Annotated in this window: 11 protein-coding genes; 7 read left to right on the top strand and 4 right to left on the bottom strand. The window is 39.4% G+C overall.

Features of this window, described 5'->3' with window-relative positions; all coding sequences use genetic code 11:
* The first annotated feature begins 173 nt into the window (after window positions 1–173).
* Both U735_RS0120955 and U735_RS0120950 read left to right on the top strand, forming a co-directional pair.
* On the top strand, window positions 174–644 hold the full coding sequence (locus U735_RS0120955; RefSeq protein WP_031445694.1) for an ankyrin repeat domain-containing protein: 471 nt from the start codon (window positions 174–176) through the stop codon (window positions 642–644).
* A 120-nt stretch (window positions 645–764) separates the two neighbouring features.
* Entirely contained in the window at window positions 765–1,535 is a 771-nt protein-coding gene (locus U735_RS0120950) for an amidohydrolase (RefSeq protein WP_031445693.1), read from the top strand.
* Here U735_RS0120950 and U735_RS0120945 read toward each other — a convergent pair.
* Window positions 1,519–3,156 carry an Ig-like domain-containing protein gene (locus tag U735_RS0120945; protein WP_316933032.1) on the bottom strand — a complete coding sequence of 546 codons (1,638 nt, stop codon included), beginning with the start codon at window positions 3,154–3,156 and terminating at the stop codon, window positions 1,519–1,521. The two genes, U735_RS0120950 and U735_RS0120945, sit on opposite strands and share 17 nt — an antisense overlap.
* Before the next feature lie 29 nt (window positions 3,157–3,185).
* A complete protein-coding gene (locus tag U735_RS0120940; protein WP_051892271.1) occupies window positions 3,186–3,887 on the bottom strand; it encodes a ComF family protein in 702 nt (233 codons plus the stop codon).
* 43 nt (window positions 3,888–3,930) lie between these two features.
* On the opposite strand from U735_RS0120940, the gene U735_RS0120935 reads away from it, so the two are divergent.
* Both U735_RS0120935 and U735_RS0120930 read left to right on the top strand, forming a co-directional pair.
* Window positions 3,931–4,827 (top strand): AAA family ATPase, encoded by an 897-nt coding sequence (locus U735_RS0120935; protein ID WP_031445690.1) that lies wholly within the window; start codon window positions 3,931–3,933, stop codon window positions 4,825–4,827.
* 37 nt (window positions 4,828–4,864) lie between these two features.
* Entirely contained in the window at window positions 4,865–6,409 is a 1,545-nt protein-coding gene (locus tag U735_RS0120930) for a glycine--tRNA ligase (protein ID WP_031445689.1), read from the top strand.
* Between the two features lie 83 nt (window positions 6,410–6,492).
* Here U735_RS0120930 and U735_RS0120925 read toward each other — a convergent pair whose 3' ends face one another.
* Window positions 6,493–8,574, bottom strand: a complete 2,082-nt coding sequence (locus tag U735_RS0120925) for a TonB-dependent receptor family protein (RefSeq protein ID WP_031445688.1) — start codon at window positions 8,572–8,574, stop codon at window positions 6,493–6,495.
* 245 nt (window positions 8,575–8,819) lie between these two features.
* Between U735_RS0120925 and U735_RS0120920 the strand changes: the two genes are divergently transcribed.
* From U735_RS0120920 to U735_RS0120910, 3 genes are all read left to right on the top strand, one after another.
* Window positions 8,820–9,581 carry an exodeoxyribonuclease III gene (locus U735_RS0120920; RefSeq protein ID WP_031445687.1) on the top strand — a complete coding sequence of 254 codons (762 nt, stop codon included), beginning with the start codon at window positions 8,820–8,822 and terminating at the stop codon, window positions 9,579–9,581.
* A 183-nt stretch (window positions 9,582–9,764) separates the two neighbouring features.
* Window positions 9,765–11,321: an FG-GAP repeat domain-containing protein gene (locus U735_RS0120915; protein WP_232233298.1), complete on the top strand. Its 1,557-nt coding sequence runs from the start codon at window positions 9,765–9,767 to the stop codon at window positions 11,319–11,321.
* A gap of 73 nt (window positions 11,322–11,394) precedes the next feature.
* Entirely contained in the window at window positions 11,395–12,435 is a 1,041-nt protein-coding gene (locus U735_RS0120910) for an NADP(H)-dependent aldo-keto reductase (protein ID WP_031445685.1), read from the top strand.
* 130 nt (window positions 12,436–12,565) lie between these two features.
* Here U735_RS0120910 and radA read toward each other — a convergent pair whose 3' ends face one another.
* On the bottom strand, window positions 12,566–13,927 hold the full coding sequence (radA, locus tag U735_RS0120900; protein WP_031445684.1) for a DNA repair protein RadA: 1,362 nt from the start codon (window positions 13,925–13,927) through the stop codon (window positions 12,566–12,568).
* Between the last annotated feature and the right edge of the window lie 84 nt (window positions 13,928–14,011).

The following is a 14,011-nucleotide window of genomic DNA, read 5'->3' as shown; positions in this document are numbered from 1 at the left end:
GGGCAAAAGGTTATGAACTATTAAGGAATAAGTATTATTCCTTTTCTGTATAAGGTGCTTTATAGCGTATGTTATGTGTTTTATTCGTTTTAATAGGAATTACAATTTTAAACTATAATTTCAATTCACTAAAGTGATTGTTTTTTTATACATTTAACTAATGGCATTTACATATGAACGAATTTTTCTTTAACGAAATTAGAAACGGTAACTTCGATGAGGTAAAGGCCATGTTGAAGAAAAACCCTTTGCTCTTGGATAGTAAAGACCAAAGGGGGTCTACTCCCCTTATTCTTTCTACATATTACGATCAAGAGGAAATTACCGATCTTTTATTGGAAATGGGCGCTAAAATAGATGCCAAGGATGCCTCTGGCAATACGGCCTTGATGGGTGTATGCTTTAAAGGCTATACAGATACTGCCAAGAAGCTCATAGATAAAGGGGCCAGTGTTAATGAACGCAATACCATGGGGGCTACCTGTCTCATTTATGCTGCAACATTCAATAGGGAGGAGATTGCTAAAATGCTTTTGGCCAAAGGAGCAGATACGACAATCAAAGACGTAAGGGGGCTTACCGCTTTTGATCATGCCAAAATGCAAGGAATGCCATCGCTTATTGCTTTACTGGAAAAGGCCTAGAATAGATTTAAAGATTTACGGGAGCAGTTCATGCTTGATATCAGAATTTCTGTATTTGTATAAACTGGTCATTTGGAATTATCCGTAAGAATATTTTTATTAGAGCAATAGCAGATAGAAATGGAACTTAAAGTAGCACTTATACAATCCCCGTTAGCATGGGAAAATCCAACAAAGAATAGGGAACACTTTTCCAAAAAGCTCGACACCTTAAACGGGGAGGTAGACTTGGTGATACTTCCTGAAATGTTTACCACGGCCTTTACCATGACTCCTTGGAATGTCCCCAAGGAGGAAGGGGAAGAAACGGTAAAATGGATGCAAAAGGAAGCGGAGAGAAAAAATGTGGCCTTAGCCGGTAGTTTAGTCTATTTTGATGACGGGCATTATTATAACCGACTTTGGTTTGTGGAGCCCGACGGAAAATCGACCTTTTACGACAAGCGACACACCTTCACCCTGGCCGGTGAGGATAAGATATATAACAAAGGTGAAAAAAGGATCGTGATCAACTTCAAAGGTTTTAGGATCTGCCCGCTTATTTGTTATGATCTTCGCTTTCCTGTTTGGGCAAGGAATACGGAGAACTATGATATACTTATTTATGTTGCCAATTGGCCGCAGCCAAGAATTAATGCCTGGGATGCCCTGTTAAAAGCACGTGCCATTGAAAATATGGCATATGTAATAGGGGTAAACAGGACGGGAACGGATAATACCGGACATAGTTATCCAGGCCACTCCACTGTAAACGATGTCTTTGGCGAACCAATAGTGTTTTCGAAGGAGGAAAAGGTACTTTATGTTTCTTTGGATAAAAAACATATTTCCGAGGCGAGGGAAAAACTAAAGTTTTTGGAAGATCGGGACCTTTTTAGTTTGAAAGGGTAAAGGTTTGTTCCAATTCCCAATTGGCCCTTACCTCCAATACATTGGGGTAGTAGGTGACTTTTTCTGGCTGAATTCTTTGAAGGTAATTTCCAGTATCCCATTTTTGATTACCGTTACTATCGAATATGACCCGGATAAGATATTTTGCCGGTTTAATATTGGTGAATTCAAAGACCTTTTCTTCATTGGCGAACAATTCCTTTACGGTAGCCCCTTTTTCGTCTGTTAATTGTACTATCAAAGGGTAGTTGACAGCCCCGTCCAAGGTAAGTCTTAAATTCCCGAAATCTGCATAACTTTTGGTAGACAGTTTAATGGATATGGTGTCATTTTCGGTTTCAAAAAAATCGACTACTGCTCCTGGGAGTAGTTCCAGGTTGTAATTTTCGTTGGGCTCCACTTCAAAATCAAAATCAATTTTATTGCCCACAGTATCCAAGGCCGTCATGAATTTTACCTGGGTCGAATCCTTGCGTGACAAACTGATTTTTGAACTGTCTATACGGGAAATTGGAGTATTGGCCCCTATAAAATAAGGTGTTCCAAACTCCAGGCTCCCTCTTTGGTTGGGCTGTACAACAAGGGTATCCAAACCAACTTTTTTTGTTTTAACGGTAAAGGTATCAATTAGGCTTTCTTTCTCATTGGCAACTGTAAAAACCAAGGAATCTGCTGCGAAGGGAGTAAACCAAAAGTTTAAGGTGTCCTTTTCCCGCTCTTTGGTGATTTTGGTCTTTACAGTATCCGGAATGTTGCTCAGGGCTCTAATCGATATATCTTTTGCATTGCCCTGATACCCAAAAATGATCTTGTTTTTAGCTGCAAAATTGGGAACTGAAATACTATAGTCGGGCAATTCCTTAAACATGGTCAGTAAATAAACGGAATCTGTTGGAAGGTTTATGGTGTCCTTTATAAAGGCAATTTTATCGACTTTTTGATCGAATATGTTGTTTTTGGCCTCATCTTTTACCCCAAACATGGCATATTTTCCCTCCTTGAGATTTTTTAAATGAAAAATGGGAGTACTGTCCAAGGTGTTGGTAATATAATTTGGTGGTTGCCGATAGATGGTAGAATCGGTGTAAACACTATCTATTTCATATAGCATTATACTAATAAATGTGTCGGCGTTCTTGTTAAATGCATCCTTGACCACGCCAGATACTGTTAGGGAATCTATATAGTGCCCTGTTGAAAACACATAAGTAAAATAGCTAAGGGGGTTGCCCTCGTTATTGTCAATTATACTTTGGCCGAAATTTAAGGTATAGGTGGTATTTGCTTTTAGGGTATCCTTTATGATAACCTCCACATATCTGTTGGCCGATCCTTGTGGGGATATTAAGGGAGTGTACTTTAAAGGCGGGGAAACGATAAGTTGCTTTTCAATATCCTTGAGCTTAACGTATTCGTCAAAATATAATCGAATTTTTTTTGAATCAAAGTTTATGGACATGTTCTTGGGCTCTGCCTTTACCAATTTTGGCGGCGTAATATCCTTATCACCTCCACTGGGTGCACCTCTACGAGCACACTGTACAAGGGCAGATACGGTTAAAAGCAGAAATAAAAACCCTAAAATGCGTTGGATCATAGCAGTAATGAAAATGTTCAACAAAGAAACAACTAATTTGGAGAATTGTAAAATTAAGGTACTATGGCCATGGAGCCAACATATATATTAATTCCCTTTGTTGAAGATAAGGCTGTGGCACAGGCCTCCATGGTAGCCCCTGTGGTAATTACATCGTCCAATAATAACACATTTTTATCCTTTAATATATCGTGGTCTGTTAAAACATAAAGAGCCTGTTTGTTCTGCCACCTTAGTATTCTTGATTTTTTGGTTTGGGTCCTAGTGTTGGCCGTTTTAATTAGTACGCCTTCAAGGTATTGGGCGCCAATGTGTTCCGCTATAGATTTGGCAAACAGGGAAACTTGGTTGTAACCTCTTTTTTTTAGTTTTTTTTGGTGAAGCGGAACGGGCACTACGTAATCAATGTTGTTAAGAAAGTTGTTTTGCTTCAATATAAGACCATACCAATTCCCTAAAAATGCACCTATTTGCTCTTGGTTTTTGTATTTTAGGTAGTGAATTATACTTTTTACAATTCCCTTTTCAGTAAAAAACAGAAAAGAACTGGCCTTAACAATGTTAATTCTTCCATAAAATATACGGTCAACAGGGTTTACAGCGTTAAAAGTATACTCGGTGAGTGGTAATTGATTTCGACAAACGGTACACACATGTTCTTCTCCTCTATATAATAGAGCATTACATCCAAAACATAGCCTAGGTAGAAGGACCGTGTTGATATCGTTTAGTATATTTGAGATCTTGGAATACACAAATCTATATTACTATTAACCTACTTAATACGCATGCTTTTAGATGGATACTGAAGATAATAAATTTAATTATAAGATAATACTTGCCGCTTTGGCAGCTATTATACTGGGTATTCTTATTGCCTTCTATTATAGTTATGCCCAATCCAAAAGTCGCATTAGTTTTTTGGAGCAAGAGAAGGAATTGCTTGTTAAGGACCTTACTTTGATGAAATCTGATGTAGATAGGCTCTCCGCGCTTAATGAGGTAAATGAAATAGAATTACAGGATTCAAAATATAGGGTGCAACAGTTGTTGGATTCCGTGGGACGTTTAAATTTTACGGTCGAAAAATTAAAGGAATACAAAACCGAACTTAGAAAGCTCGAGGCTAAAAATGATAGCCTTAAATTAAAAAATAATTTCCTTAAGTATAACAATATGCTCCTTGGGGACAAATATGAGGAAACTAGGAAGATGATCGAGGAACTCAGGGGAAAGAGCAGTTCATTGGCGGAGGCCGAAGCTGCACTTAGGAGAAAGAATAAAGAACTTAGTCAGGAGCTTAAGACCAAAAGCTATCTAAAATTGGAAAACTCGGAGGGTAGTGGTTTTAGGTTTCGATCTGGCAAACATATAAAGACAAATAAGGCGAATATCATATCCAAACTAAGGGGCTGTGTTACCGTTATGGGAAATCCCAATTCCAAAAATGAGGAACGGGTAATATACTTTCAATTCTTAAGCCCTAATATGGGAGTTATAGAGGATAATGCCAATACCATTTCCGTAAACGGAAATATCTATAGCAAACGCGTAGAACTGGTCTTTATGGGGCAGGAATTTAGCGTATGCGATGCTATTTCCGTACCGGAAGGATCTTTGGCGGAAGGAACCTATACCCTAAATGTTTTCGAGAATGAAAAATTATTGGCGACTTCTGAATTTCAATTGAAATAAATCTCTTCATTTTCCACTAATATTATATTTTTGCCAAATGGTGAAACAAGAAGACGATTTTAAAAAAGTAATCTCGCATGCAAAGGAGTATGGATACGTTTTCCAATCCAGCGAAATTTACGACGGACTAAGTGCCGTATACGACTATGCCCAAAATGGGGCCGAGTTAAAAAAGAATATCCGCGAATATTGGTGGAAAGCCATGGTTCAGATGAACGATAATATTGTGGGGCTCGATTCCGCAATATTTATGCACCCAACCGTTTGGAAGGCATCCGGGCACGTAGATGCATTTAACGATCCATTAATAGATAACAAAGATTCCAAGAAAAGATATCGCGCAGATGTTTTGGTGGAGGATTATACCGCTAAAATTGAAGCTAAAATAGATAAGGAAGTAGCCAAGGCGGAAAAACGCTTTGGGGATGCCTTTGATAAAAAACAATTTTTGGAAACCAATCCAAGAGTGGTCGGTTACCAAGAACAGATCAATACCATCTTGAAGCGTTTGGGAAAATCCTTGGAGAACGAGGATTTGGCAGATGTGAAAAATCTAATTGAGGAACTGGAAATTGCATGTCCCTTGTCCGGATCAAGGAATTGGACGGACGTAAAGCAATTTAATCTAATGTTCGGCACCAAATTGGGGGCTTCCGCCGATAGTGCCATGGATCTGTACCTTAGACCAGAAACAGCTCAAGGTATTTTTGTAAACTTCCTAAATGTTCAAAAAACCGGAAGAATGAAGATTCCTTTCGGGATTGCCCAAGTAGGCAAGGCCTTTAGAAACGAGATCGTTGCAAGACAGTTTATCTTTCGTCAAAGGGAGTTTGAACAAATGGAAATGCAATTTTTTATTCGTCCCGGATCTCAAAAGGAATGGTACGAAACCTGGAAGGAAAAAAGGATGGCCTGGCATTTGTCCTTGGGCATGGGGCCCGAGAACTATAGATTTCACGATCACGAGAAATTGGCGCATTACGCAGATGCCGCGGCCGATATAGAATTTAAATTTCCTTTTGGATTTAAGGAATTGGAAGGGATTCATTCCAGAACCGATTTTGACTTGGGAAGCCACGAAAAATACTCTGGTAAAAAATTACAGTATTTCGATCCTGAACTTAATGAAAGTTATGTTCCTTACGTGGTTGAAACTTCCATAGGTCTGGATCGTATGTTCTTGGCCGTTTTTTCAAATTCCTTGGTAGAAGAGGAGTTGGATAACAACACTACTAGAACAGTACTTAAATTACCGGCTGTTTTGGCACCTATGAAGGCTGCAGTATTGCCTTTGGTAAAAAAAGACGGTTTGCCCGAATTGGCCCAGGAAATCATAGATGACCTTAAATGGGACTTTAATGTGGTATACGACGAAAAAGATGCCGTAGGCCGTCGTTACAGAAGACAGGACGCCAATGGTACGCCTTTTTGTATCACCGTAGACCACCAGTCTCTAGAAGATAAAACAGTGACCATACGCTATAGGGACACCATGGAACAACAACGTGTGGCCATTGCGGATGTCAAGGCAATTATCCATAAGGAAGTGGATATGAAAAGTTGGCTACAGCGAATGGCTTAATTTCAGAAGATAGGATATTTAAGGTCTATTAAGTTGACTTGTTGGTTTAACCCAATTTTTTTCAACTTTTTAGACCTTTTCTTTTACAAGGAATATCCCAACCTCAGACTACCATAGTAATTTCTATCGTTTCCGGGATAGTAGTACCTAGGCTCGGCCCCGCCAAATCCCGTTGTGTTGATAAGTACGGATTGGGCATAGTTGACATCGAAGATATTGTTGACCCCAAAGGCTATGTCCATCGATAGCTTTTTACCCAACTGATTTTTATATCCCACTTTACTGTTCACTACATTAAAGGCTTCACTGTAGAGACTATTGGCATCCGTCATAGGAATTTCCCCTACATATTGATGGGTGGAATACCAATAAAATTTATTATTAAGTTGGGCTTGTAGACCAGAGTTCAACCTGTTTTTGGGTACCCCTGTCAATGGATTTCCAGAATAATTGTTGTCCTCGTCTACAAAGGTCACAAAACTGTGATCGTTGTAAGTATAACTAATAAAAGGGGTTACCCTTAGCTTGGAGGTAATATCCCAATTATATTCCATATCCAACTCCAAACCCTGATGTTGCGTCTTGCCCGCATTCTTGCCAATATATTGATCCTCGCCTACTCGTTGAGCCACCAATAAATTTTTGATATCCATCCTGTAAATGGCCATATTTAGATTTAATCTTCGATCTAGAAGGCGAAATCTAGTGCCTATTTCATAGTTCATACCCGTTTCTTGGGCTATATCAGGGTTAATAACGCCCTCCGGTGTTAGTGTTTCCTCCACTGTGGGATTGGAAAAACCTCTACTTATATTGGCATAAATTGAATTTACTGCTGAAAAACTATAGTTGAGGTTTAGGCTGGGTAGCACAATGGCGTCAAAATCCCTTTCTGCACTCTTATTGTCCGCCCCTTGATTAAATTCGTCCCTGAAGTCGTAATAGGTTTTATTTACATTTAACCCAATTTGGGTAGAAAAAGCCTTCCCAAAAGGGATAAGTAGATTCCCAAAAGCATTGAACTGTCGCCTAAACTCCTTGTTATCGGCAAATTGATCGCCCTGTAAACTTCCTTGTCCGTTGTTATCTTGATATAGATTTTCAAATTCGCTCCATTGGTATTCATCCTTGTATAATTCTGCACCAAAATTGTAGTCGATCCTGGATTCATTGGTAGTCCAAGCACCGGCGAACTTTGTCCGGAAACCATAACCGTTGGTGTATTCTTCCAGAATTCCAAATGGTCTGGGCTCGTAATGATCCAAATAGGAATAGAAAATACTGCTGGTGTTTTTCAATTTATCTGAAAAGGCATGATTTAAGGTCAGGCCTGCCAGACTATATTTGTTATCCTCGTATCCTTTGGCAGATTTCCATGTAAATGCGGCCTTGGTGGGGTTTTCCTTAAAATCGGTCTCTCCCAAAGAACTAGGTATCTGGGCGTTGTAATCAACATGGTTGAAGAGAAGGCCAATGTTGGTTTTGGGATTTATTTGATAATTTAAATCCAGAAGTAGACCTTCGCGTTTAAATTTGTTGTTTTCCCTATAGCCATCGGTCTCCAAATAGCCATAATGTAGGTTTAGAGCGATCTTGTTCTCTTTAAGGCTAAACTGGAGATTGTTCTTAACTAGGTTGTAGGAGCCTATTGTAAAGTTATTTCTGAAATAGGTGGACTTGTTGGTAGGCTGTTTCGAATTCAGTAAAATTGCACCTCCCAAATTAGCACCATAATTAGTCGCTTTTGGACCTTTGATTACCTCTACCGAACTTAGATTTTCCAAATCGAAAGATTCAATGGTTGAGAAACCTGAACCGTTTGTAATTGGGATATCATTATAGTAAAGTCTTAATTTATCGGTTCCGAACAATGTTCTTGCGCCTACCCCCCTTATGGTAATCCTATTGGTGTTCAATGCCCCGGATAATATATAAACTCCGGATATTTGATTTATTGCCGAAACCATATCTACGGGACTATAGTTCTGAAATACCTTGGGGCCAATAATTTTAGTAGCTATAATGCCATTATCTGTGGCCGATTGAAGGGAATCCAAAAGTATTACTTCGTCCAATTCAGTGATGCTATCTCTTTGTATGGGTTCCTGTGCATTTGATACAAATGGAAAAATTATGGCAAATAGAAATTGTAAGGAGGATTTCATGCATTTATTTTAAGTCTCAAACTTAAGGAATATTATCTGATTTTTTCTATTGAAATTAAAAGGGTCCATGAATTGGGTACTTTAAAATAAGTATAAATATCAACTATTTTGCTCCGTCTTTTCGGTTACAAAAAACATTGGCTATTTTTAGCCTTATTTTGGAAAAATTGATATTGAAGTAAATTAAAGGTCACTGGCTTTCCTTTGGAATTTAAGAAAGGTAGGTGCCGGATAAATATATTTAAATGAAAATTGTTTCTTATAACGTAAATGGAATCAGGGCTGCGGTGAACAAAGGATTTTTGGATTGGCTAAAAACAGTAAATCCGGATGTGGTCTGTTTGCAAGAAATCAAGGCCAATCGGGATCAATTGGACCTGGCAGTTTTTGAGGCCTTGGGTTACCACTATCATTACTGGTACAGTGCCCAAAAGAAAGGATATAGTGGTGTGGCAATTCTTGCCAAATTACAACCGGACCATGTAGAGTACGGAACGGGAATAGACTATATGGATTTTGAAGGGCGAAATCTTAGGGCCGATTTTAATGGGGTTTCTGTCATGAGCCTTTATTTGCCCTCAGGAACCAATATAGCCCGATTGGATCATAAACTGCAATATATGGCCGATTTTCAAGACTATGTAGATCATTTAAAAAAGGACAAACCTAATCTTGTTATTTGCGGGGATTATAATATATGTCATGAGGCAATAGATATCCATGATCCGGTTAGGAACAAAAATGTTTCGGGGTTTTTACCCGTGGAAAGGGAGTGGATCGGCAATTTTATGGATAGTGGGTTTATAGATAGCTTCAGGCATTTTAACAAGGAACCCGATAATTATACCTGGTGGAGCTATAGGGCAAACTCCCGTACCAATAATAAGGGATGGAGATTGGATTATGGATTGGTAAGCAGGCCATTGGAGAGCCGCCTAAAACGTTCCGTTATTTTGTCGCAGGCCGTTCATAGTGACCATTGTCCTATTCTCGTGGAGTTGGGTTAGGAGAATAAAGGCTTGGAACATAGATTTTGTAGTCATTCAATTGTGAAGTGATTGCTTTATTAAAGTATATTGGAACGGGGAGTATATTAGAATTAAATTATAATTTTAGGCCTAATCTTCCATCCTTGGTACTTTGATCGGCAAGGGAATATTGCTAATTTAATTTGACTAAAAAGAGCGGGCATGAAAATGTTTAGTGTTACTCGATTGATTTATGCGCTATGCCTATCATTAATTTGTTTAGCTATTTTTTTTCAAGGTGAAAGCATATTCCCTCCACAGAATCAAAAACCCAAATTAAAGTCATCAGGCAAGGAATTGGCGGTACGGTATTGTCAAATGTGCCATACATTTCCGGAGCCAGGTTTATTGGATAGGAATACTTGGGAGAAGAGTGTTCTGCCCAATATGGGTATGCGCTTGGGCATTAAGACAAATGGAACCGATCCTTTTGAAGACCTTGATCCTATAGATGAAAGTATTGTAAGGAATCTAAATATATATCCCGATGCTCCATTAATTCTAAAGGAAGATTGGGACAGGATTGTAGATTATTATGTTCAAAATGCCCCGATTAAACTGGAGTCGCAGCAAGTAACCGTTAGTCATACCAAAGAAAAGGCCCCTTTTAAATCACAATTTATAACCATCGGGGACAACAAGCTTCCAAAAGTGTCATTGCTCAACTTTAATGAAGCATCGTCGGAACTATATATTGGCGACAACAATAATCTTTACGCCCTTAAAAATACGGGTGAAATAAGTAATAGTTGGTTATTGAATAGTCCTGCCTCGCACATTGAATTTAACGAAAATTCAGATCCCTTGCTCTTGACCATAGGGCAATTTAGACCTTCCGATCAGGAGTTGGGAAGGTTGGCCAATTTAAAAATAAGGGAGAATAACCAAAGTGCTACTATAGCTATTTCAAAACTAAGAAGACCGGTTCACTTTGCTTCGGCCGATCTAAACGGAGATAATAAAAAGGATGTAGTGGTTTGTAGCTTTGGGAATTACGGCGGAAAATTATCATGGTTCGATAATTTTGAACCCTCTAAGGAACATGTATTAAGTAATTTGCCTGGGGCCCGAATGGTAGCGATCAAAGATCTAAATGGGGATCAAAAACCTGATATCGTTGTCTTGATGGCCCAAGCCTATGAACAAATTTCCATTTATTACAACAAGGGACAGGGAGAATTTGAGGAAAAGAAGGTATTGGAATTCTCCCCGGTCCATGGAGTGAGTTATTTTGAATTGGCCGATTTTAATAATGACGGATTTCAAGATATTTTGCTTACCAATGGAGACAACTGGGATTATTCCAATGTGGATAAACCTTACCAAGGACTTAGAATATATTTGAACGACGGACATAACAATTTTAAGGAGACATTCTTTTATCCCATGTACGGGTGCAGTAAGGCCGTGGCTAGGGATTTTGATAATGATGGGGATTTGGACATAGTGGGCGTATCGTTTTATGCCGATCTTAAAGACCCAAGAGAAAGCTTCGTCTATTTATTGAACAACGGAGATATGAAATATACCGCATCTTTTCATCCAGACGCCTTATATGGTAAATGGTTAACTATGGAAGTAGCGGATTTTAATGGAGATAGGAGGCCAGATGTAATGCTGGGGTCCTTTATGTTTAATTTCAATGAAATGGCCAAGGTGGTGGCTACTACTGGTATATCTTCATTTCCGCAGGTATTATTGTTGACCCAAATTGAGTGATATAACAAGAGTTGGGACATTTATTTGCTTTAGTTATTATTAATTATTTTTTTTACACTCAAAAATCACCTGAATGAAGTATACCAATCTCCCCCATACCGATATTGAAGTAAGTAATATATGTCTTGGTACCATGACCTGGGGCCGACAGAATACAGAAGAAGAAGGTCACGAGCAGATGGACTATGCCTTGGAGCAGGGAATTAATTTTTTTGACACGGCAGAATTATATCCCATTCCAGCCACAAAGGAGCGATATGCGGACACCGAAAGAATTATAGGAAATTGGTTTAAAAAGAAAAAGAATCGCGATAAGATAATTTTGGCATCCAAGATTGCAGGAAAAGCTGAAATGACCAAGTTCATCAGAACCACGGGCATTAATCGCGACACTATTAAATTGGCCGTTGAGGGAAGCCTCTCCCGTTTGCAAACAGACTATCTGGATCTTTATCAGCTGCACTGGCCAGATCGGACAACCAATTATTTTGGAAAAAGAGGATATAAGCACAGTATCAATGACCATTGGGAGGACAATATCCATCAGATATTGGAAGCCTTAAGAGATCTTGTGAGAGAGGGAAAAATTAGACATGTGGGTATTTCCAATGAAACCCCATGGGGAGCTATGCGGTACTTGGAAGAAAGTAAGGTACATGCCAGTTTGCCTAGAATGATTACCATACAGAATCCATATAGTCTTTTAAATAGGCTTTTTGAAGTTGGATTGGCAGAAATATCGCATCGTGAGAATTTAGGCTTGTTGGCCTATTCGCCATTGGGCTTTGGAACTTTGAGCGGCAAGTACCTCGGAGGAAGAAAGCCCGAGAATGCCCGTGTAACCCTTTTTCCAAATTACAATAGGTATAGTAGTGAACCGGCCGTCCGGGCTACCGAAAAATATTATGACCTGGCTCAGGCAAACGGCTTGTCATTGGCACAAATGGCATTGGCCTTTGTAAATTCGAGACCATTTTTGACTTCCAATATAATTGGTGCTACCACAATGGATCAGCTTAAGGAAAATATAGGGAGTATAGAGGTGCAATTAAGCGAGGAAGTACTTAAGGGTATTGAGGCCATACATAATGAAATTCCAAACCCAGCTCCCTGAGGATATGATAGCGATAAATTTTTTAAAAGTAGGTTTCTGGCAACTAGGCTTAATTGTTGTAGTTGTTGTTCTGATGATGGTTTTGGCAAGAATGTTCAATTCAAAAAAATAGCGAATACTTAAGCGGGCACTAGGAGAATAGACTATTGGCTACATCTTCGATCTTGGAGGCCAATTGTATTCTAATTTGGGTGTTTTTTAAGGTGATCTTATTGTTTTTGGAAACATAGATAGTGCTGAAACCCAATTTTTCGGCTTCCAAAATACGCTGATCTATACGTTGTACCGGCCTTATTTCACCGGCAAGACCTACCTCGGCAGCAAAACACACCCCTTTTTCTATAGGAATGTCCTCGTTACTGGAGAGGATGGCCGCAATAACGGCAAGATCAATGGCGGGGTCGTCCACAGAAATTCCTCCGGTGATGTTGAGAAAAACGTCCTTCGCCGCCAACTTAAATCCGGCCCTTTTTTCCAGAACGGCCAAAAGCATGTTTAATCGCTTGGCATTGTAACCTGTGGTAGAACGCTGTGGCGTGCCATACACGGCGGTGCTTACCAAGGCTTGTATTTCTATCATTAGTGGGCGCATGCCCTCTACGGTAGATGCAATGGATGTACCACTTAATCCTTCATCGTTCTTGGAAATTAGGATTTCGGACGGATTGTTGACCTCCCTCAAACCACTTCCCTGCATCTCATATATTCCCAATTCCGAAGTAGATCCAAAGCGGTTTTTTAAAGATCTTAGGATACGGTATACGTAATTTCTATCGCCCTCAAATTGCAATACGGTATCTACCATATGTTCCAATATTTTGGGTCCGGCAATGGTGCCATCTTTTGTGATATGGCCAATGAGGATAACGGGGGTATTCGTTTCCTTGGCAAATTTGATGAGTTCTGCCGTGCATTCCCGTATTTGGGAAATACTGCCTGCAGTAGACTCAATATAATCTGTATGAAGGGTTTGTATGGAATCTATGACCACAATATCGGGCTCAGTAGCTTCTATTTGTTGAAAGATATTCTGTGTTTTGGTCTCGGTAAGGATAAAACAAGTTTCACTATTGGGGTGAATGCGATCGGCCCGCATTTTAATTTGTTTTTGGCTCTCCTCTCCGGAAACATATAAGGTTTTGTAAGGGAGCTTTAGGGCTATCTGCAGTAATAAAGTACTTTTGCCTACACCCGGTTCCCCTCCTAAAAGGGTAAGGGAGCCAGGGACCAATCCACCTCCTAGGACCCTATTGAACTCCAAATCGAAAGTGTTGAGCCTTATTTCCTTGTCGGTACTAATTTCATTGACCCTTAATGGCTTTGCAATTTTTTTTGAGGGCTGGGTAGTACTTTTCCAGGATACTTTTTCCTCTTTCTGGATTACTTCTTCCACAACGGTGTTCCATTGCTTGCATGCTCCACATTGTCCTACCCACTTGGCATATTGGGTTCCACAGTTCTGACAAAAAAAAGCGGTCTTTGTTTTGGCCATTCTTTAAATTATGGTTTGCGCTAAGGTAATAAGAAGTTTGAAAAGGAGGTAGGGTTTTGCACGCTTAGTCTAAAATGATACCAT

It is taken from the genome of Arenibacter algicola (assembly GCF_000733925.1).
Taxonomy (GTDB): domain Bacteria; phylum Bacteroidota; class Bacteroidia; order Flavobacteriales; family Flavobacteriaceae; genus Arenibacter; species Arenibacter algicola.
Note: the sequence above shows the minus strand (reverse complement) of the source record. Positions and strands in the feature narration are given on the sequence as shown.

Bases quoted from the DNA above. Each gene is read 5' to 3' on its own strand.
- U735_RS0120955 (WP_031445694.1), top strand. From the start codon at position 174: ATGAACGAATTTTTCTTTAACGAAATTAGAAACGGTAACTTCGATGAG.
- U735_RS0120950 (WP_031445693.1), top strand. From the start codon at position 765: ATGGAACTTAAAGTAGCACTTATACAATCCCCGTTAGCATGGGAAAAT.
- U735_RS0120935 (WP_031445690.1), top strand. From the start codon at position 3,931: ATGGATACTGAAGATAATAAATTTAATTATAAGATAATACTTGCCGCT.
- U735_RS0120930 (WP_031445689.1), top strand. From the start codon at position 4,865: ATGGTGAAACAAGAAGACGATTTTAAAAAAGTAATCTCGCATGCAAAG.
- U735_RS0120925 (WP_031445688.1), bottom strand. From the start codon at position 8,574: ATGAAATCCTCCTTACAATTTCTATTTGCCATAATTTTTCCATTTGTA.
- U735_RS0120920 (WP_031445687.1), top strand. From the start codon at position 8,820: ATGAAAATTGTTTCTTATAACGTAAATGGAATCAGGGCTGCGGTGAAC.
- U735_RS0120915 (WP_232233298.1), top strand. From the start codon at position 9,765: ATGAAAATGTTTAGTGTTACTCGATTGATTTATGCGCTATGCCTATCA.
- U735_RS0120910 (WP_031445685.1), top strand. From the start codon at position 11,395: ATGAAGTATACCAATCTCCCCCATACCGATATTGAAGTAAGTAATATA.
- radA (WP_031445684.1), bottom strand. From the start codon at position 13,927: ATGGCCAAAACAAAGACCGCTTTTTTTTGTCAGAACTGTGGAACCCAA.